Here is an 18,468-nt window from a genome sequence, read left to right as displayed (position 1 = left end):
GGTTTCACTCTCCTCGGAGGGTGGTGATGAAGTCCTCTAGGTCGTCGGGCTTGACCAGGACGTCCCTGGCCTTGGAACCCTCACTGGGACCGACGACGCCGCGGCTCTCCAGGATGTCCATCAGCCGGCCGGCCTTGGCAAAACCGACGCGGAGCTTACGCTGCAGCATCGACGTCGAGCCGAACTGGGTGGAAACAATCAGCTCGGCGGCCTGCACCACGAGGTCGAGGTCGTCGCCGATCTCGTCGTCGAGGTCCTTGCTCGGGCCGGGCGCCGCGGTGACGTCCTCCCGGTAGGTCGGCTGCAACTGCTCCTTGCAGTGCTCGACCACGGAGCGGATCTCGGCCTCGTCGACCCACGACCCCTGGATACGCATCGGCTTGCTCGCGCCCATCGGCAGGAACAGGCCGTCACCCTGACCGACCAGCTTCTCCGCACCCGGCTGGTCGAGGATGACGCGGCTGTCGGCGAGAGACGACGTCGCGAACGCCAACCGGGACGGCACGTTGGCCTTGATCAGACCGGTGACGACGTCGACGGACGGCCGCTGCGTCGCGAGCACCAGGTGGATACCGGCGGCGCGGGCCAGCTGGGTGATGCGGACGATCGAGTCCTCGACGTCGCGCGGCGCGACCATCATCAGGTCGGCGAGCTCGTCGACGATCACCAGCAGGTACGGGTACGGCGTGAGCACCCGCTCGCTGCCCGGCGGCGGCTTCACCTTCCCGCCGCGGACCGCCTTGTTGAAGTCGTCGACGTGCCGGAAGCCGAAGGCCGCCAGGTCGTCGTAGCGCATGTCCATCTCGCGGACGACCCACTGCAGCGCCTCCGCCGCCTTCTTGGCGTTGGTGATGATCGGCGTGATCAGGTGCGGGATGCCCTCGTAGTTGTTCAGCTCGACCCGCTTGGGGTCGACCAGGATCATCCGCACCTCGTCGGGGGTGGCGCGCATCAGGATCGACGTGATCAGCGAGTTGACGAACGACGACTTGCCCGAACCGGTGGCGCCGGCCACCAGCAGGTGCGGCATCTTCGCCATGTTCGCGACGACGAACCCGCCTTCGACGTCCTTGCCGAGTCCGGCCACCATCGGGTGGTGATCGTTTCGAGCGGTCGCCGAGCGGATCACGTCGCCGAGGCTGACGGTCTCCTTGTCGGTGTTCGGGATCTCGATACCGATCGCGGACTTGCCCGGGATCGGCGACAGGATCCGGACATCGGCCGACGCGACGGCGTACGCGATGTTCTTGGACAGCGCGGTGACCTTCTCGACCTTGACCGCGGAGCCGAGCTCGACCTCGTAGCGGGTGACTGTCGGGCCACGGGTGTAGCCGGTGACCTGTGCGTCGATGCCGAACTGCTCGAACACCTCGGTCAGCCGGTCGACGACCTGGTCGGAGGCCTTGGTGCGGGCCTTGTGCACCGAGCCGGGCTTGAGTATCTGCCCGTCCGGCAGCGTGTAGGTGATGTCGCCGGAGAGGCTGAGCTGCTCGACCCGCTGTGGCAGCGGCGTGTGCGGCGGCGGCTCCGGCGCCGGCACGGGCGGCTTGCTCACGGGGCCAGGCGCCTCGAAGGCGGGCTCGACAGCGGCGGCAGCGCTCTCGTCGCTGTCGACGTCGTACGCGTCGTCCTCCGGCGGCTTCGCCTTCTTGCGGCCGCGCTTCGGGGCTTCCGCGAGCACCGGAGAGTCGTACGGCTTGACCGTCGGCTCGCCGTCCTCGTCGAGCTCGGCCTTCGCGCGCCGCTGCTTGCGGGTCAGCCGGACGGTGTCGTCGGTCGGCGCGGCGGCCACGGACGGCGCGTCCTCGGGCAGCTCGGTGCGTCCCATCAGTACGTCGAACGCCGCACGGAACCGCAGCGGGATCGCATACACCGGCGTGCCGGTGACTACCAGCGCGCCGAAGATCGACAGCAGCACGAGCAGCGGCGCGGCGACGTACTGCGTCAGCAGGTCCGACAGGAACGACGAGATGAAGTACCCGATCGCGCCGCCGGCGTCACGCAGCGGGCCGTCGGCCGGGTTGCTCGGCCGCGGCAGGCCGTTGGCGATGTGGATCAGGCCGAGGACGCCGAGGCACACCGCGGTCCACCCGATGACCTGTCGTCCGGCGGGGCCGTTGCGGTCGGGGTGACGCAGGGTGCGGATCGCGATGACGACCAGCATCAGCGGCAGCGCCCAGCCGAGCATGCCGATGCTGCCGCCGACGACGGTCCGGACGCCGTTGCCGACCGCGCCCGGGAGGTCCCACCAGATCGCGGCGGCCACGACGACCGCCAGACCGATCAGGAACAGGCCGGCGCCGTCCCGGCGATGCTCCGGCTCCAGGTCGCGGGCGCTGTGGCCGATCCCCCGCACCATGCTGCCGAGCAGGTGCGCGATGCCGATCCAGATCTTCACCACCCCGCGGCCGAGCGCGAGCATGGCGGCCGCGAACGGGCCCGGTCCGCTGTTTTTGGGCGTGCTGGTCCGCGCGGCGGTGGTTCCACCGCCGCGCTTCGTGCTCTGCCCACGCTTCTGGGCGCCTGACGGACGGGGGCGTCCACCGGCCGCCGAACGGGCCGTGCTCGGCCGTTTGGCTGCCGACTTCTGCGCCCGCGCCGGGGAAGACGTGCGGGTCGCCATATCGTTCAGGCTACCCCGATCACCCCTCGAGTCCCACGTGTCACACGCCGGTCACGCTGCCCCATCCGTAGCGTCACGACACGTGCGTACGCCGCCGCAGCTGCCCCAGGTGCCACAACACGACGTACCAGGCGATCGCGGCCAGGCCGCCGGACACGAGCCCGGACAGCACCAGCCGTACGGCGGTCTCCCCGGCGAACTCGCCGTCCACCCGGCCGAGCTCGACGATCGCGCCGGTGACGCCGAAGACCACCAAAGCGGCCAGCACGAGGTATCGCACCCAATCAGGCGCCCCCGGCTCGACAGCAGGCGGTGACGTACGGCGGTACCAGCGGTAGAGCCAGACGGCGAGGACGAGACAGCCACCGACGGTGCTGACGTACTGGAGGATGCGGTTAGCCTGGGGACGTGGCAGGTCGTGTTACGCGCCCGTGGTCCCGTCGAGTTGCTCCCGCAAGAGGTCTGCGTGGCCGCAGTGCCGGCTGTACTCGCCGATGAGGTGGATGTAGATCATCCGCAGCGTCGAGTCGATGCCCTTGAACGTGAACCGCTCGTCCAGCGAGTGGCCGGCCGCCGCATCGTCGGAGAGCTTCCATTCGGCGATCAGGCCTTCGTACGCCGCCTGCGCGTCGGCCGCGTCGATCCGCTCGAAGTCGGCGTCCTTGCCGAGCTCCAGCGGGAACACCGGCTCGGCGGGGACCTCGGCGAAGTGGATGCGGAACCAGATCCGCTCGACCTTGGTGAGGTGCCGGATCAGGCCGAGCAGCGACAGGGTGGAGGGCGGCGACGGCCGTTCGGCCAGTTGCTCGGCGGTCAGCCCCGCGCACTTGAACAGCAGCGTGCTGCGGTAGAACTGCAGATAGCCTTGCAGCAGTTCGCGTTCCGGTGCGGTCAGCGAGCCGTCCGGCCGCTCGACCACGGGCGCTCTCCAGGTCATCGACTTCCTTACGTCGTCCCACGATGTGTTCACTCATCTCATCACATGAGATAGTCACTGGCGGCAGCCGTATCCCGTTCGTTACCGTTCTCGGCAGGTCATGAGTGCCAGCGACAAGCCCCGGCTAGCTGGCCGGCAACCCTCCTCCGCGGTGGGGTGCCCCGGGTGAAGACCAGGCCGTGCGGATACCCCGTTCGGCAAGTGCGGACTTCCCTGGGAGCAGCGTCATGTCGATCCTGTCCATCCTCGAGCCGGCCAGTACGACGACTTCGCGGCCGACCGTCACGCGTCAGGTCACCGGAAACATCCCCGCCACCGTCGGATCGGACCTGCTGGTCCCGCTCGCCGACGGCCGGGTCACCGACTACGCGAACTTCGACCACGGCGCGAGCGCCCCGTGTCTGGAGTCCGTCCGGGCCAGTGTCGAGGCGGCCCTGCCGTCGTACGCGTCGGTGCACCGCGGCAACGGCTACGCCTCGCGGATCACCACCCAGTGGTACGAGCGGGCCCGCGCCGAGGTGCACGGCTTCGTCGGCGCCCGCGCGGACGACCAGGTGATCTTCACCCGGCAGACGACCGATGCCTTGAACCTGCTCGCCCACGCGGTGCCGGCCGACGCGACCGTCATCGTCTTCGAATCCGAGCACCACGCCGCGCTGCTGCCCTGGCCGGGCGAGCGGACCGTCCGCCTCGGGGCTCCGTCCAGCCAGACCGAGGCCGTGACCCGGGTCGCCGACGCGCTCCGTCAGGCGCCCGAAGGTCCTCGCCTCGTCGTGATCACCGGCGCGTCCAACGTCACCGGCGAGATCTTCCCGATCGCCGACATCGCCAAGGTGGCCAAGGCCCACGGCGCGCGGGTCTGCCTCGACGCCGCACAACTCGCTCCGCACCGCGCGGTCGACATCGCCGCTCTGGACGTCGACTGGGTCGCCCTGTCCGGTCACAAGCTCTACGCGCCGTACGGCGCCGGCGCGCTGGTCGGCCGCTCCGACTGGCTCGACGCCGCCGACCCGTACCTGTACGGCGGCGGCGCGACCCACGCCGTCACGGGCGACACCGTGGTGTGGACGACCGGACCGGCCCGCCACGAGGGCGGCTCCCCCAACGTCATCGGCGCCATCGCCCTGGCCAGCGCGTGCGCCGCGATCAGCAAGCACCGCGACGCCATCGAGCAGCACGAGCGCAGCCTGCTGGTCCGGCTGCGCACCGGACTCGCCCAGATCGACGGCGTCACGACGTACTCGATCTTCGGCGAGGAGGCCGACCGCGTCGGCACGGTCTGTTTCACGCTCGCCGGCCGGACCTCGACGCTGGTGTCCGCGGCGCTGAGCGCCGAGTACGGCATCGGCGTCCGGGACGGCAAGTTCTGCGCCCACCCGCTGGTCGGCCACCTGCTCGCCGACTCCCCCGAACACGGTACGGCGGTCCGCGCCAGCCTCGGCCTCGGGACGACCCGGGAGCACGTGGACCGGCTCGTCAACGCCGTCCGCACGCTGGCCACGACCGGTCCGCGCACGGAGTACACGGAGAGCGCCCACGGCTGTCAGCCGGCGGACGACCCGCGGGACCTTCAGGCCCCGCGGATCTGGTAGCGACAAGCAGCCCTCCTACTGCTCGGGAGGTACGAGACCTACATGGTGAGCAGCGAACGCCAGTAGGTCCGCCCACTCCGCCGCGACCATCGCGGCGGGCTTGCCGAAGCCATGGCCGGTGTTGACCTCGACCCGGGTCAAGACTGGTCGCGGACCGGACTGGGCATGCTGCAGCGCCGCGATGAACTTGTGGCTGTGCAACGGAACCACCCTGTCGTCGTGGTCCCCCGTGACCACCAGCGTGGCCGGGTACGACGTCCCGTCGCTGACGCGATGCAGCGGCGAGTACGCCAGCAGGTCCTCGAACTGCTCCGGATCGTCCGGCGAGCCGTAGTCGGACGCCCAGGCCGCACCAACGGTGAACTTGTGGAAGCGCAGCATGTCCAGGACACCCACACCGGGCAGTGCGACCGCGAACAGGTCAGGTCGCTGCGTCATGACGGCACCGACGAGCAGTCCGCCGTTGCTGCGACCGTGAACGGCCAGCTGCGCCGGAGTGGTCACGCCGGTGTCCCGCAGGTCCTCGGCAACCGCGATGAAGTCGTCGAAGACGTTCTGCTTGTTCTTCAGCCGCCCTGCGTCGTGCCACTCGGTTCCGTACTCGCCGCCGCCACGCAGGTTGGTGATGACCAGCACGCCACCGGCAGCAAGCCATGCCGGCCAGCCGGGCCGGTAGTCGGCCTGGATCGGGATACGGAACCCGCCGTACCCCCACATGAGCGTCGGGCGCGGCTCGGAGAAGTCCAGGTCCGACCTGGTGATCAAGAAGTAGGGCACCGGTCCGGTCCGGCGGGTCACGGTGACCTGCGGCGGCGTAAAGCCCCCGGAGCCACGGACCAGCTCCGGCAGCACGCGTACGTCGCCTGACCCGGTCGAGACGACGTACGACAGCGTGGGGTCGGTCGTCGTCGACAGGCCGATGAACAGCTCGTCGTACTCCGGTCCGGCGTTGAGGCCGACCACACCGCCACCGGGCACGTCGACGACGCGCTCACCGGAGCCGTCCAGCGCGTAGAGCGTCAGCACAGGCTGCGCGTCGACAAGTGTCAACGTGGCCAGGCCGCCCGCCGTACCGCGGACTGCCTGCAGCGTCGACTCTGCCTCCGGGATCAGGTCGGTAAATGAACCGTCCAGCGTCGACAGCACCACCCGGCCGCGGGACGCGTCCCGGTCGGTGCGCAGGACCAGCTGGTCGCCGGACATCCGCACGAAGGCGATCTCGTCCGCGAACTCGTCGACCACCTTCACCGGCTCGCCCAGGCCCTCCGAGGTGATCGGGTAGACCCACAGTCGGGTCGCGGGATCGGTCCCCTCGGTGATGTGGACGACGAGATACCTGTCGTCGTCGGACACCTCCGGGCTGATGAAGATCCGGTCGTTCGCCGGGAAGCTCAGCACCAGCTCGTCCTCGGACTGCGGCGTGCCGACCTGGTGCAGCATCAGCCGTCCGCCGGACAGCGAGGTCGTCTCCGTGCCTTCGCTGCGCCCGCTCGCCGGGTAGTGCAGGTACAGGTACGCCGAGCTGTCCGGAAGCCACGTCGCCTCGCAGAACTTGGCCTCCGACACCTGGTCGTCGACCGGCGTACCACTGGCGATGTCGAGCAGCCGGAACGTCGTCCAGTCGCTGCCGCTCTCGTTAACGCCGTACGCGAAGTACTTGCCGTCGGGACTCACGGTGAACGAGCCCAGCGAGTCCGTGCCGTCCTCGGACAGCGTGTTCGGGTCGATCAGCACCCGGCCCGCGGACAGCAGCTCGTCGAGCGAGTCGGCGACGAAGATCACGTCCTGGGCCTGGGTGCCGTCGTTGCGGCCGACGAAGTACCAGCCCGACTTCTTCACGGGCACACCGGCCCGCGGCCGCGCAAGGATGGCAGCCATCGTGGCCTGGAACCAGCCACGCTCGGGGTAGTCGGCCAGCTCGGCCTGGGTGAATGCGTTCTGCCGGTCGACCCAGTCCTGGGTATCGCTCGAGTCAGGGTCTTCCAGCCAGCGGTAAGGGTCGGCGATCTGGTGCCCGTGCAACGTCTCGACCACATCGTCGCGGCGGCTCTCGGGATAGACGGTCATGGACACAACCTACTGGCGGACTCACCGGCCTGCCGTCACACTGCGAGCGTGACCACCACGCGACCGGTCGACGACAACGCGGACCAGGTGCGGGTCGCCGCCGCCGTGGCCGGCCCGCGGATCCGGCTGGACGTCCTGCAACGGGTCGCCGGTCTCACGGCCGACGAGTTCGCGGCCGCGGTCGACGTACTGATCCGTGGCGGCGCGATCGTCGTGGCGCCGGACACGGGCGAGTCGTGGTTCGCCGACGAGTCGGTACGCCGGGACACCGAAGCGCGGCTGGTCCTGAGCCGGCGCGCCGACCTGCACCGCCGTACGGCCGAGGCGCTCGAAGCGGACGCAGGCGCCGACGCGGCCGAGATCGTACGACACTGGGCCGGGGCCGTAGCGGCAACGCCTGATCCGCTCGATCGGGCAGCGCTCCAGCTCCGCCTCGCGACGGCATCCGTCCGCGCCGGTGACCTGGCGACGGCCCACGCTGCCACGCGCAGCGCCGTCGCGGTCGCGAGGAGCGCGAAAGCAGCCGACCTGCTCGCCCAGGCAGCCGTCACGCTCGAGCCGATCGGCCAGTCGGACTGGGACGGCGACATCGACCAGTGGTGCACCGAGGCCCTCGCCGCAGCACACAGCTCGCCGAGCACGAGAGTCCGTTTGCTGGCCCGGCAGACGCAGGTGGCTGTCTACCTCGCGCGTTCGAGTGAGGCGCTCCGAGCCAGCAGTGACGCGCTGGCCCAGGCCGAGGCGCTGCAAGATCCGTCCCTTCTCGTGGAAGCGCTGACCGCGCGCCAACTGGCGACGAGCGGACCTGACGACGTGACCGAACTGGCCGCCGCCGCGGACCGGATGGTCGAGCTCGGTACGTCGACCGGTCGCGCCGAAGTGGAGCTGCGCGGGCGACTCTGGCGCGTCGACACGCTCTGGTACGCCGGGGACCTGGCCGCGATCGGCGGCGAGACCGGGCGGATCGCAAGCTGTGCGGGGCGTGCGGGCGGCCCGCAGGGTCAATGGCACGTCCTGATCACCCGGGCGGCACTGGCCGCCGCCCGCGCCGAGTTCGACGACGCCGAGACGCTGCTCGACGAAGCGCTCACCGTCTTCCGCGGCATCGGTCATCCGGCGGCGCACGGTGCCGAGGTCGCGTTCCGGCTGGTGCTCGGCCATCATCGCGGCCACTCCCCCGAACTGCTGGGCAGCGCCGTCTGGCAGTTCGGAACCGACGCCCGCTGGGATCTCGCCGCCCGGCTGAACCGCGCGTTCGTGCTCGTCGACGCCGGCCGGACGGACGAGGCAGCGGCTCTGTACCACCGCTGTGGCCGGCCCGAGTCGTGGCCGGACTGGCGCGCAGGCGAGCTGCTGCTGAACACCATCGGCGCGCGGGTCGCGGCCGCGATCGGCGCGGCCGACGACGTACGACGCTTCCGGGACCGCCTGGAGGCCCGCCGCGGCTGGTACGTCGTGGGCGGCGCGGGCGCGACCAACTTCCTCGGACCGGTCGAGCTCGTCCTCGGGGTCTGCGCCGCAGCCCTCGACGAACCGGACGCGGCGGTCGCGGACCTCCGAACGGCCGAAGCGCGCTGCCGCAGCATCGGGGCGCCGGGCTTCGCGGTCGAGTCGGCCTGCCTGCTGGCCGAGACCCATCAGCGGTTCGGCGACGAATCCCGGGCGCGGGCTGTGGCCCGGGGCGCGCTCGATCTGGCGCAGGCGCTCGGCATGACGCCCTGGACGGAGCGCCTCCGGAGCCTGGTGGTCGCGCCGGACCCGTTGAGCCCCCGCGAGCGCGAGGTGGCACGGCTCGTCGCGAACGGCCTCAGCAACCGCGAGATCGCCGCCAGGCTCGTCATCTCCGAACGCACCGCGCAGAACCACGTGCAGCACATCCTCGACAAGCTCGGCTTCGCGAACCGCGCGCAGGTCGCGGCCTGGGCGAGCACCGGTCTGAGTACCGACTGAGCAATTCGGACGATGTGACGATGACCCAGGTGGCGGACGCTCGGACCATGCACAACGATCAGACCGGCGCCGACCGCGACCTGTGGGACCAGGTCACGACCCGCTACTACGCCGACCGCACCGGCGGCCCACCCGCCGCCGGGTTCCTCGAGCGCACCGAATCAGCTCGTGCCGCCCAAATCGCCGGCACCACGCCGCGGGTCGACCTGTACGTCGATCCTGTCTGCCCGTACACGTGGGTCGTGGCGTGCTGGCTCCGCGAAGTCGCCCAGCGCCGTACCCTCGATCTCCGGTACCACGTGATGAGCCTGCTGATGCTCAACGAGCACCGCGCCGTCGACGAGACCTACCGCGCGAAACTCGGCGAGCTGACCGGTCCGTCGAGGGTCGCGACCGCGGTGGTCGCACACCACGGACCAGAAGCGTTCCGGGCCTGGCACAGCGCGTTCGGCGAGCGGATCTTCGACCACTGGCGTTATCCGTCGACCGCCGAGTACCGCGCTGCCTCGACCGAGGCGCTCGTCGCCGCCGGGCTGCCGGTCACGCTCGCCGACGCGGCCGATTCCGCGACGTACGACGCAGCGCTGCGCCGCAGCCACGACGAAGGCACCGTGCCGGTCGGCATCGACGGCGGCACACCGGTCCTGCACCTCGACGGGGCCGCGTTCTTCGGGCCTGTTCTCAACGCGGTCCCTCGCGGCGACGACGCCGTACGCCTGTTCGACGGCATTCGCCTGCTCACCGGCTGCCGCGACTTCTTCGAACTCAAGCGCACCCGCACCAGCCCGCCGGACGTGCGCTACCGGCCCACCGACGGAAAGGCGCGGTCATGAACGACGACGAACTCTGGGCCGCGATCGACACGCAAAGAGCTCGTACGGCCGACCTGCTCGCGACACTGACCGCCGACGACTGGGCGCACCGCTCGCTGTGTGAGGGCTGGACCGTGCGCGACGTCGCCGGCCACTTGACCCTGCAGCAGATGACGCTCGGCGCCGCCCTCCGCCTCGCACTCAAGCATCCAGGCATTCACAGCATGAACTGGATCATCCAGGCCTCCGGGCGCGACCAGGCAGCGCTGCCGACCGAGCGGATCATCGGCGAGATCCGCGGCATGATCGGCTCCCGCAGACACAACTTCGGCGTCACTGCGCGGGAGACGCTCATCGACATCGTCGTTCACGGGCAGGACATCGCGATTCCGATCGGCCGGTCGCTCACGGTCCCGCCGCACGTCGCTGCGACGGCGGCCACGCGCGTCTGGGAATGCCGCGGCAGCCGGATGTCGAGGGTCTTCAAGCCGCTGCCGTACGACGGGCTCCGTCTGGTTGCCGACGACATCGACTGGAGCGTCGGCGACGGACCGGAGCTGCGCGGCCCGATGCTGTCGTTGCTCCTGCTGCTCACCGGGCGCCGCGTCGTCCTGCCGCAGCTCGACGGTCCGGGCGCGGAGGTCCTGCACGGCGTGTGACGTCGTACCCGCCGGCCCCGGTGGGCGGCATCCCGCACAAGCGCCGGAGCCGGTGGGTACGACTGGCCTTCTCAGGCCGGGGTGATGTCCTTGGTCCAGAGAACCTTGCCGAACAGGTTGCGCAGCGAGACCGTGAACACGCCGGTCCGCGGGTCGATCGACGTGTGACCGAAGAACTGGTTGCCGCCGGCCGGCGACTGGTTCGCGAAGTCGGCCGCCTTCGAGAACACCACCTCCGGCCCGAAGGTGCTGTCCAGGGCGTTCGGACCGAACGTGCCGGCGTTGATCGCGCCGGCCACGATCTCCCAGAACGGGTCGAAGTCGGTGAACGCCGCCCGCGACGGGTCGTAGTGGTGCGCCGCGCAGTAGTGCACGTCGGCCGTCAGCCAGATCGCGTTGCGGACCTTGCGCTTCTTGAACTGGCTCAGCACCCAAGCGATCTCGTGCTCGCGGCCGCCGGGCGCGCCGGGCAGGCCGTTCGCGACCGCCTCGATCAGGTTGCCGTCCGGCACCAGCAGGCCGAGCGGCATGTCGCTGGCGATCACCTTCCAGGTCGCCCGCGACGCCGCCACCTCACGCACCAGCCAGGCGGCCTGCTCGGCACCGAGCATCGCCACCGGCCCGGCGCTCGACGGCACCGGGTTCGCGCCGCGGTACGTGCGCATGTCCAGGCAGAACACGTCGAGCAGCGGACCGTAGCTCACCTTGCGGTAGATCCGGTCCCGGCCCGCGGCGTGCTCCATCGGCAGGTACTCGAGGAACGCCTTCTTCGCCCGCGCGGCGAGCACGTCGACGCGCCGCTCGGTGTAGCGGTCATCGGTGAGGATCTCCCCCGGATACCAGTTGTTCAGCGTCTCGTGGTCGTCCCACTGCGCGATCAGCGGTACGTCGGCGTACAGCGAGCGCACGTTGCCGTCGAGCAGGTTGTACTTGTACCGGCCGCGGTACTCGGCGAGCGTCTCGGCGACCTTGGCGACCTCCTCGGTCACCACGTTCCGCCAGACGGTGCCGTCGGCAACTTTCAGCTCGGCCTGGATCGGGCCGTCGGCGTAGATGTTGTCGCCGGAGTGCAGGAAGAAGTCCGGCCGGGTGTCGTGCATCGCCTTGTACGCGATCATGCCGCCGAGGTCCGGGTTGATGCCGTACCCCTGCCCCGCGGTGTCGCCGGTGAACACGAACGACACCGGCCGGCTGCGGCCCGGCGTACCGAACGAGCCGTCGAGCGTCTGCCCGATCCGGCCGTTCTCGTCCTCGAAGCCGATCCGGTAGTCGTAGCGCTGACCGGGGCGCAGGCCGCGCAACGGCAGCCGCGCGGTGAAGTCGTCAGCGGCGTCCGTCTTCGGGCCGCGCAGGCAGACCGCCCGGTCGAAACGGCCGTGGCTGGTCAGCTGGACGACCAGCCGACCCGGGCGGTCGGCGCGCGACCACACGACGGCCGAGTTCGGTGTCACGTCGGCGCTCGCGACGCCCGAGGGCAGAGCGGCGCGGTCACGGCGGACGAGATTCGGTGCCGCGGACGCGACGCCCGGCAGGGCCAACGACGCACCGGCGACGGAAGATGCGGCCAAGAGCTGGCGGCGACTCAGTTTCATGTCCCGAAGGTGCGCTCCACGAGTGACCGCCGGGTGACAGCCCGGCTAACTCGACGGCAAATAACCCGCCGGGAACCAACGTCACGCCGCCCCAGCGACGGGGTGGTCCTGAACTAAGGTGGCCGTCATGTGGTGGGGTCTGGCGAGCGCGTCGGCCGCAGCCGTCGCGTACGGCCTGGCGTCGATCCTGCAGGCATCGGCCGCCGGTCGTTCAGGTGACACCAGTGCGCACAACGTGATGCTCGACCCGCGCTTCGTTCTCGGCATGAGCCTTGATGCTGTCGGCTTTGCCTTGCAGGTCGCTGCGCTGCAGGTGCTGCCGCTGTTCGTGGTCCAGTCGGCGTTGGCTGCCAGCCTCGCCGTCACTGCCGTCGCGGCACGGACGCTCGGCGTCCGGCTCGGCCGGCGCGAGTGGCTCGCGGTCGGGGGCGTCTGCGTCGGACTCGGCCTGCTGGGATTGTCGGCCGGCACCGAGGGCAATCCGGCCGTCGGCCAGAGCTTCCGGCCGGCGCTCGGAGCCGCCGTGGCAGTGCTTGCCCTGGCACGGCTGTCGATCCCGCTGGTCCCGCGCCGGCTTCACGGTGCGCTGCTCGGCCTGATCGCCGGTCTCGGCTTCGGCATCGTGGCCATCGCGGCACGGATCATTCCGAGCCTGAGACCGGCGAGCTTGGTCACCGAGCCTGCCGCCTACACCGCTGTCGCAGCTGGTGCACTGGCGATGCTCTGCTACGCGGCCGCTCTGCAGCGCGGCGGCGTCACGACGGCCACCGCCATGCTGGTTGTCGGGGAGACCGTCTTTCCCGCCCTCGTCGGACTCCTGCTGCTGGGCGATCGTCCGCGGCCCGGTTACGCCGCCGTCGCCGCCGGCGGATTCGTTCTCGCCGTCACGGCCGCGCTGGTCCTGGCCCGGTTCGGCGAACCCGGGCAGGTGGTCAGCGCGGAGGCGGGATCTCCCCCGAGCCACGGATCGTGAGCTTGACCGGGACGCGGACCGTCCGCCCGGGGCGGTGCGGTTCCGGGAGGCGTTCGGTCATCAGCTGGATCGCCGTCCGGGCCATCACGTCGGCCGACTGCGCGACCGCCGTCAGGCCGGGGCTGAGCAGGTCGCCGAGCTGCAGGTCGTCGAACGACACCAGCGCCACCTTGTCGCGGCGACCGGCCAGGCCCCGCAGTACCTCCGCGGTCGTCATGTTGTTGGCGGACAGCAGAGCGGTGGCCGGGTCGGGGCGGTCGAGGACGGCCGACAGCGTGATGCCGATGCCCTCGGTGGTCGGCTCGGACAGGTGGACGAGGTCCTCGTCGACACCGATCCCGTGCCGGGCCATCGCCGCCCGGTAGGCCACCACCCGCTCCCGGGCGGTGAAGATCCGCTCGTCGTCGCCCAGGTACGCGATCCGCCGATGGCCCTGCCGGACCAGGTGGTCGATCGCCTGGTCGATCCCGCCCGCGTTGTCGGCGAGCACGGCGTCCGCCTCGATGCCGTGCGCGGGCCGGTCGATCGTGACGACCGCCATCCCGGCGTCGACGTGCGGAGCGAGGTACTCCTGGGTCTCCCCGATCGGCGCCATGATCAGCGCGTCCGGGCGCCGGGCGACGAACTCCAGGCAGACGTCGCGCTCCCGCTCCGGGTCCTCGTCGGTCAGGCCGATCATGACGACCGAGCCGGACGAGCGCGCCCACAGCTCGACCGCGCGGCCGAGCGAGGCGAAGAACGGGTCGCCGATGTCGCGGATCACCACCGCGATCGTGCCGGTCTTGCCGCGGCGCAGCATCCGGGCCGACTCGTTCGGCGTGTAGTTCAGCTCCTTGATCGCCGCCTGGACCTTGGCGGTCAGCTCCGGGCTGACGTTCGGCTCCTCGTTCACCACCCGGGACACGGTCTTCAGTGCGACCCCGGCCCGGGCGGCGACCTCCTTCATCGTGGGCCGGCGCTGGCCCGTCCCGTTCACCCCGCTGACACTCATCGCCGGCCCACCTTCCTCTGCTCGCGGAGCAGGTTACACCGGGTGATCAGCTTTCGACCACGACCGGAATGATCATCGGGCGCCGGCGATGGGTGTCGCTGACCCATTTGCCGACCACCCGGCGGATCACCTGCTGCAGCTGGTACATGTCGTCGACGCCGCTGCCGATCGCCTTCTCGATCTCGGCCTCGATCTTCGGCTTCAGATCGTCGAACACGGTGTCGTCCTCGGCGAACCCGCGGGCCTGGATCTCCGGCCCGGCGGTCAGCTTGCCGGTCACCGAGTCCATCACCGCGATCACCGAGATGAAGCCCTCGTCGCCGAGGATCCGGCGGTCCTTGAGCGAGGTCTCGGTGATGTCGCCGACGGTCGAGCCGTCCACGAACACATACCCGCAGTCGACCTTGCCGGCCACCACGGCCCTGCGGTCGATCAGGTCGACCACCACGCCGTCCTCGACGACGACCACGTTCTCCCGCGGTACGCCGGTCTGCACCGCGAGATCCGCGTTCGCGTGCAGGTGCCGGACCTCGCCGTGCACCGGCATCACGTTGCGCGGCTTCACGATGTTGTAGCAGTACAGCAGCTCGCCCGCGCTCGCGTGCCCGGACACGTGCACCAGCGCGTTGCCCTTGTGGATCACGTTCGCACCGTGCCGGATCAGGCCGTTGATCACCCGGTACACCGAGTTCTCGTTGCCCGGGATCAGCGACGACGCGAGGACGACGGTGTCGCCCGGCTGCAGGTGGACGACGTTGTGGTCGTTGGCGGCGATCCGCGACAGCGCCGACATCGGCTCGCCCTGCGAACCGGTCGACACCAGCACCACCTGCTCCGGCGGGTAGTTGTCCAGGTCGCGCATGTCGATCAGCGTGTCGCCGGGCACGGTCAGGAACCCGAGGTCGCGGGCCACGCCCATGTTGCGGACCATCGAGCGGCCGACGTACGCGACCTTGCGGCGGTGCTTCACGGCGGCGTCCATGACCTGCTGGACGCGGTGCACGTGGGAGGCGAAACAGGCCACGATGATGCGCTGGTTCTTCGCCTTGGTGAAGACCCGGTCCAGCACCGGCGCGATGTCGCGCTCGTGGGTGGTGAAGCCGGGCACCTCGGAGTTCGTGGAGTCGACCATGAACAGGTCGACGCCCTCCTCGCCGAGCCGGGCGAACGCCCGCAGGTCGGTGATCCGGTTGTCGAGCGGCAGCTGGTCCATCTTGAAGTCGCCGGTGTGCAGCACGGTGCCGGCCGGCGTCTTGATCGCGACCGCGAGCGCGTCCGGGATCGAGTGGTTGACCGCGACGAACTCGCAGACGAACGGCCCGATCTGCAGCTTCTCGCCCTCGACCACGGTCTGCTGCGGCACGTTGCGGTGCCGGTGCTCCTTCAGCTTGCCCTCGAGCAGCGCGAGCGTGAGCTGCGACCCCACCACCGGGATGTCGCCCCGCTCACGCAGCAGGTAGGGCAACCCGCCGATGTGGTCCTCGTGGCCGTGCGTCAGGACCACCGCGACGACGTCGTCGAGGCGGTCCCGGATCGGCTCGAAGTCCGGCAGGATCAGGTCCACGCCGGGCTGGTTCTCGTCCGGGAAGAGTACGCCGCAGTCCACGATCAGCAGCTTGCCGTCGTACTCGAACACCGTCATGTTCCGGCCGACCTCGCCGAGGCCGCCGAGCGGGATGACCCGCAAAGCGCCCGGAGCGAGAGGTCCGGGCGCGGCGAGATCTGGATGGGGATGGCTCATGCAATCAGTCCTGCCGTCTTGAGGTCGGTGGTGAGCCAGTCCACTTGCTCGGCGGTCGCCTCAACCAACGGCAACCGGAGGGTCGCGTGCTCGATGACGCCCGCCAGCTTGAGCGCGGCCTTCACCATGATGGCGCCCTGGGTCCTGGTCATGATCGCCTCGACGGCGGGCACCAGCCGTCGCTCGATCTGTTGTGCTGTTCCGAGATCGCCGGCGACCACGGCGTCGATCAGCTGCCGGTACTCCCGGCTTGCCACGTGCGCCACGACACTCGCGATACCGACCGCGCCGACCGCCATCGTGGCGAGATTCAGCTCGTCGGCACCGCAGTAGTAGAACAGATCGGTGTTCGCCAGCACCTTGGTGGTCCCCGCGAGGTCGCCCTTGGCGTCCTTCACCGCGACGATCCGCGGGTGCTCGGCGAGCGCGATCAGGGTCTCGGTCTTGATCTCGACCCCGGCCCGGCCGGGGATGTCGTACAGCATGTTCGGCAGGCCGGTGGCGTCGGCGACCGCGGTGAAGTGCGCGCGCAGCCCGTCCTGCGGAGGCTTGTTGTAGTACGGCGTGACGACGAGCAGGCCGTCCGCGCCGGCGGCCTCGGCCTGCCGCGCACAGGCGATCGTGTGCGCGGTGTCGTTGGTCCCGACGCCGGCCACGAGCTTGATGCCGTCACCGACAGCCTCGCGGACCGCCTGGATGATCCGGACCTTCTCCTCGTCGGAGGTGGTCGGCGCCTCGCCGGTGGTGCCGTTCAGCACCAGGGCGTCGTTGCCGCCGTCCACGAGGTGCCTGGCGACCTTCTGGGCGGCGTCGAGATCGAGTGACCCGTCGGGGCGGAACGGCGTGATCATCGCGGTCGTCAGCCGGCCGAACGGCGGCGCCGACGAGGGCGTGGATTCTGGCGAGGACATGGGCCTCAGATTACCGCTCCCGACCCCTGAAGAAATGGGTAGGCCTGGTGGCTGTCCGCTCGGGGGTCCGGGCAGCCACCAGGCTCACTCGTCCTATCGGGCGCCGCCCGGTAGGCGTTACAGCTTCTGGCAAAAAAGTGCGGAAAAACTTCTGCAAATACTTTCCGTGATGAAATGAGTGCATCGCGTAGAGATTTCGATGCCTTAGTCTCGTCCGCGTGTCGACACCTTCTGCTGCCACGCCCGCCGCCCGCCAGAGCCTGACGATGGTCTGCGCGACGATGGCCGGGGCGATCCCGCTGATGACGGTCGTGCTGTGGTTCGTGCTCGCGACCGACGGGATCGGCGAGTTCCCGACCGGCTGGCCGGTGCTCGTGGTGCCGGCCGCCGCCGTCGGCGCGTACTCGATCTGCGAACTGGCCGGCTTCCGTACTCCCCCGCTCGCGCACTCGGCCCGGTCGGCGGCCGAGATCGAGGCGGACTCGTGGCGCCGGTTCACCGCGTCGACGTTCACCCGGTTCGCGGTCTGTGAGGCCGTGTTCCTGATCTCCGTCGCGCTGTCGTTCGTCGCCGAGAGCTTCTGGGTCGTCCTGATCGGCGCCGCCCTGGCGCTGCCGCTGTTCTTCTGGGAGGCGTGGCCGGGCGAGCGCAACCAGCGCCGGTTCGCCGCGGCGCTCGAGTCCGGCGGCGTCCCGTCGTACCTGACCGGCCGGCTCCAGGATCGAGCTCAGGACTGAGATCAGGACCGAGATCAGGAGCGGCCGGCGAGCCAGACGCTCGTCGCGTCGAAGAGCCGCTCGACGGCCTGCAGCCCGCCCGGCAGCAGCAGGACGGCCCCGATGGTCAGGACCGGCACGATCACGGCGTGCTCGAACCAGTGACCGGTCCGGAACCGCAGCGGCTTCGGGAGACGGAGCTCGTACCAGGTCTCGCCACGGATCGGGAGCGGCCACAACCACGGGCAGCCGGAGCGGGTGAGGCTGTCGCCGAGGCAGTGGACGAACATGCCGAGCGCGACCGCCGCGCCGATCCATCCGCCGATCTGCGTCAGGCCCGTTCGCAGGGCATCGGCCGCCGCGGTGCCGGGCAGGGCCTCGGCGCCGACGACGGTCCAGCCGGCCGCGGCGAGCACCGCGAAGACGATCCAGTCGCCGAGGGCGTCGGCGGCGAGCACGAGGCCGGTCACGGCGACCGCCAGAACGGCCCACTTGCCGCGGTCGCCGAGGCCGGCCGCGAGCATGCCGAGCAGCACCGCCGCGACCAGCGTGTGCGTCGCGTGGCGGTGCTTGCCGGTGCTGTCCTCGTCGCGCGGCCCCTTGGTCACCGCGTAGAGGACGCCCGAGAACGCCCGCACCACGGCTGAGACGAGCCGGGTCAGCGGACCGAGCAGGCGGGACGCGCTCGCGCCCGGATGGTCGAGGTCCGGCACCAGGGCGTAGCCGGCCGTGGCCGCCGCGAACGGCACCACCTCGGCCACCGTGGTCAGCCCGACCAGCGGCGCCACCGCCAGCCCGGCACACCACCCCGACAACGCATGCGACCGCCCCATCATCCCGCGCCTCACACCCCTCAGCTCGACATCCATCCTCCCCCACCAGCCCCACTACCCCCATCAGCCAC

At 70.4% G+C, this 18,468-nt stretch carries 15 protein-coding genes and 1 riboswitch; of the genes, 6 read left to right on the top strand and 9 right to left on the bottom strand.

The features are described 5' to 3' along the window. Positions 1 to 4: 4 nt before the first annotated feature. The 3 genes from AB0L64_RS15100 to AB0L64_RS15090 all read right to left on the bottom strand — a co-directional run bounded on the left by AB0L64_RS15100 (position 5) and on the right by AB0L64_RS15090 (position 3,560). Positions 5 to 2,623 (bottom strand): DNA translocase FtsK 4TM domain-containing protein, encoded by a 2,619-nt coding sequence (locus tag AB0L64_RS15100; protein WP_363710712.1) that lies wholly within the window; start codon positions 2,621 to 2,623, stop codon positions 5 to 7. A 73-nt stretch (positions 2,624 to 2,696) separates the two neighbouring features. Then, a complete protein-coding gene (locus tag AB0L64_RS15095) occupies positions 2,697 to 3,014 on the bottom strand; it encodes a DUF4184 family protein (protein ID WP_363711136.1) in 318 nt (105 codons plus the stop codon). Positions 3,015 to 3,044: 30 nt separating this feature from the next. Beyond that, positions 3,045 to 3,560 carry a DinB family protein gene (locus AB0L64_RS15090; RefSeq protein WP_363710711.1) on the bottom strand — a complete coding sequence of 172 codons (516 nt, stop codon included), beginning with the start codon at positions 3,558 to 3,560 and terminating at the stop codon, positions 3,045 to 3,047. A gap of 96 nt (positions 3,561 to 3,656) precedes the next feature. Then, a riboswitch (SAM riboswitch) is annotated at positions 3,657 to 3,770 on the top strand. A 17-nt stretch (positions 3,771 to 3,787) separates the two neighbouring features. Here AB0L64_RS15090 and AB0L64_RS15085 point away from each other — a divergent pair. Beyond that, positions 3,788 to 5,152: an aminotransferase class V-fold PLP-dependent enzyme gene (locus tag AB0L64_RS15085; RefSeq protein ID WP_363710710.1), complete on the top strand. Its 1,365-nt coding sequence runs from the start codon at positions 3,788 to 3,790 to the stop codon at positions 5,150 to 5,152. 15 nt (positions 5,153 to 5,167) lie between these two features. Here the strand turns inward: AB0L64_RS15085 and AB0L64_RS15080 are convergent, their stop codons facing one another. Beyond that, complete coding sequence (locus AB0L64_RS15080) at positions 5,168 to 7,219, bottom strand: prolyl oligopeptidase family serine peptidase (RefSeq protein WP_363710709.1); 2,052 nt, start codon at positions 7,217 to 7,219, stop codon at positions 5,168 to 5,170. Between the two features lie 48 nt (positions 7,220 to 7,267). Here AB0L64_RS15080 and AB0L64_RS15075 point away from each other — a divergent pair, with 48 nt between their 5' ends. Genes AB0L64_RS15075 through AB0L64_RS15065 form a run of 3 tightly spaced genes read left to right on the top strand, consistent with a single transcriptional unit; the run spans position 7,268 to position 10,640 of the window. Continuing rightward, complete coding sequence (locus AB0L64_RS15075; protein ID WP_363710708.1) at positions 7,268 to 9,169, top strand: helix-turn-helix transcriptional regulator; 1,902 nt, start codon at positions 7,268 to 7,270, stop codon at positions 9,167 to 9,169. A gap of 20 nt (positions 9,170 to 9,189) precedes the next feature. Continuing rightward, entirely contained in the window at positions 9,190 to 10,002 is an 813-nt protein-coding gene (locus AB0L64_RS15070; protein ID WP_363710707.1) for a disulfide bond formation protein DsbA, read from the top strand. After that, positions 9,999 to 10,640: a maleylpyruvate isomerase family mycothiol-dependent enzyme gene (locus AB0L64_RS15065; RefSeq protein ID WP_363710706.1), complete on the top strand. Its 642-nt coding sequence runs from the start codon at positions 9,999 to 10,001 to the stop codon at positions 10,638 to 10,640. Before AB0L64_RS15070 ends, AB0L64_RS15065 begins: the two co-directional genes overlap by 4 nt. Before the next feature lie 71 nt (positions 10,641 to 10,711). Here AB0L64_RS15065 and AB0L64_RS15060 read toward each other — a convergent pair whose 3' ends face one another. Then, positions 10,712 to 12,232, bottom strand: a complete 1,521-nt coding sequence (locus tag AB0L64_RS15060) for an alkaline phosphatase D family protein (RefSeq protein WP_363710705.1) — start codon at positions 12,230 to 12,232, stop codon at positions 10,712 to 10,714. 127 nt (positions 12,233 to 12,359) lie between these two features. On the opposite strand from AB0L64_RS15060, the gene AB0L64_RS15055 reads away from it, so the two are divergent. Next, on the top strand, positions 12,360 to 13,205 hold the full coding sequence (locus tag AB0L64_RS15055; protein ID WP_363710704.1) for a hypothetical protein: 846 nt from the start codon (positions 12,360 to 12,362) through the stop codon (positions 13,203 to 13,205). Here the strand turns inward: AB0L64_RS15055 and AB0L64_RS15050 are convergent. The 3 genes from AB0L64_RS15050 to dapA are packed head-to-tail and all read right to left on the bottom strand — an operon-like array spanning position 13,165 to position 16,848. After that, entirely contained in the window at positions 13,165 to 14,196 is a 1,032-nt protein-coding gene (locus AB0L64_RS15050; protein ID WP_363710703.1) for a LacI family DNA-binding transcriptional regulator, read from the bottom strand. The genes AB0L64_RS15055 and AB0L64_RS15050 overlap by 41 nt on opposite strands. Before the next feature lie 46 nt (positions 14,197 to 14,242). Beyond that, on the bottom strand, positions 14,243 to 15,937 hold the full coding sequence (locus tag AB0L64_RS15045; protein WP_363710702.1) for a ribonuclease J: 1,695 nt from the start codon (positions 15,935 to 15,937) through the stop codon (positions 14,243 to 14,245). Then, positions 15,934 to 16,848, bottom strand: a complete 915-nt coding sequence (gene dapA, locus AB0L64_RS15040) for a 4-hydroxy-tetrahydrodipicolinate synthase (protein ID WP_363710701.1) — start codon at positions 16,846 to 16,848, stop codon at positions 15,934 to 15,936. The genes AB0L64_RS15045 and dapA overlap by 4 nt, the downstream gene beginning before the upstream one ends. A gap of 218 nt (positions 16,849 to 17,066) precedes the next feature. Between dapA and AB0L64_RS15035 the strand changes: the two genes are divergently transcribed. After that, the gene (locus AB0L64_RS15035) at positions 17,067 to 17,585 is read left to right on the top strand and encodes a hypothetical protein (protein WP_363710700.1); all 519 of its coding nucleotides are present in this window, start codon (positions 17,067 to 17,069) and stop codon (positions 17,583 to 17,585) included. A gap of 14 nt (positions 17,586 to 17,599) precedes the next feature. Here the strand turns inward: AB0L64_RS15035 and AB0L64_RS15030 are convergent, their stop codons facing one another. Further along, on the bottom strand, positions 17,600 to 18,412 hold the full coding sequence (locus AB0L64_RS15030) for a metal-dependent hydrolase (protein ID WP_363710699.1): 813 nt from the start codon (positions 18,410 to 18,412) through the stop codon (positions 17,600 to 17,602). Positions 18,413 to 18,468 lie beyond the last annotated feature (56 nt).

Source organism: Kribbella sp. NPDC051936, assembly GCF_040680955.1.
GTDB lineage: Bacteria > Actinomycetota > Actinomycetes > Propionibacteriales > Kribbellaceae > Kribbella.
This window is presented reverse-complemented; position numbering and strand designations above follow the sequence as displayed.

What these genes read in the sequence shown, in the direction of transcription:
- AB0L64_RS15085 (WP_363710710.1), top strand. Translation starts at nt 3,788, where the DNA reads ATGTCGATCCTGTCCATCCTCGAGCCGGCCAGTACGACGACTTCGCGG.
- AB0L64_RS15100 (WP_363710712.1), bottom strand. Translation starts at nt 2,623, where the DNA reads ATGGCGACCCGCACGTCTTCCCCGGCGCGGGCGCAGAAGTCGGCAGCC.
- AB0L64_RS15070 (WP_363710707.1), top strand. Translation starts at nt 9,190, where the DNA reads ATGACCCAGGTGGCGGACGCTCGGACCATGCACAACGATCAGACCGGC.
- AB0L64_RS15080 (WP_363710709.1), bottom strand. Translation starts at nt 7,219, where the DNA reads ATGACCGTCTATCCCGAGAGCCGCCGCGACGATGTGGTCGAGACGTTG.
- AB0L64_RS15050 (WP_363710703.1), bottom strand. Translation starts at nt 14,196, where the DNA reads ATGAGTGTCAGCGGGGTGAACGGGACGGGCCAGCGCCGGCCCACGATG.
- dapA (WP_363710701.1), bottom strand. Translation starts at nt 16,848, where the DNA reads ATGTCCTCGCCAGAATCCACGCCCTCGTCGGCGCCGCCGTTCGGCCGG.
- AB0L64_RS15090 (WP_363710711.1), bottom strand. Translation starts at nt 3,560, where the DNA reads ATGACCTGGAGAGCGCCCGTGGTCGAGCGGCCGGACGGCTCGCTGACC.
- AB0L64_RS15055 (WP_363710704.1), top strand. Translation starts at nt 12,360, where the DNA reads ATGTGGTGGGGTCTGGCGAGCGCGTCGGCCGCAGCCGTCGCGTACGGC.
- AB0L64_RS15060 (WP_363710705.1), bottom strand. Translation starts at nt 12,232, where the DNA reads ATGAAACTGAGTCGCCGCCAGCTCTTGGCCGCATCTTCCGTCGCCGGT.
- AB0L64_RS15045 (WP_363710702.1), bottom strand. Translation starts at nt 15,937, where the DNA reads ATGAGCCATCCCCATCCAGATCTCGCCGCGCCCGGACCTCTCGCTCCG.
- AB0L64_RS15065 (WP_363710706.1), top strand. Translation starts at nt 9,999, where the DNA reads ATGAACGACGACGAACTCTGGGCCGCGATCGACACGCAAAGAGCTCGT.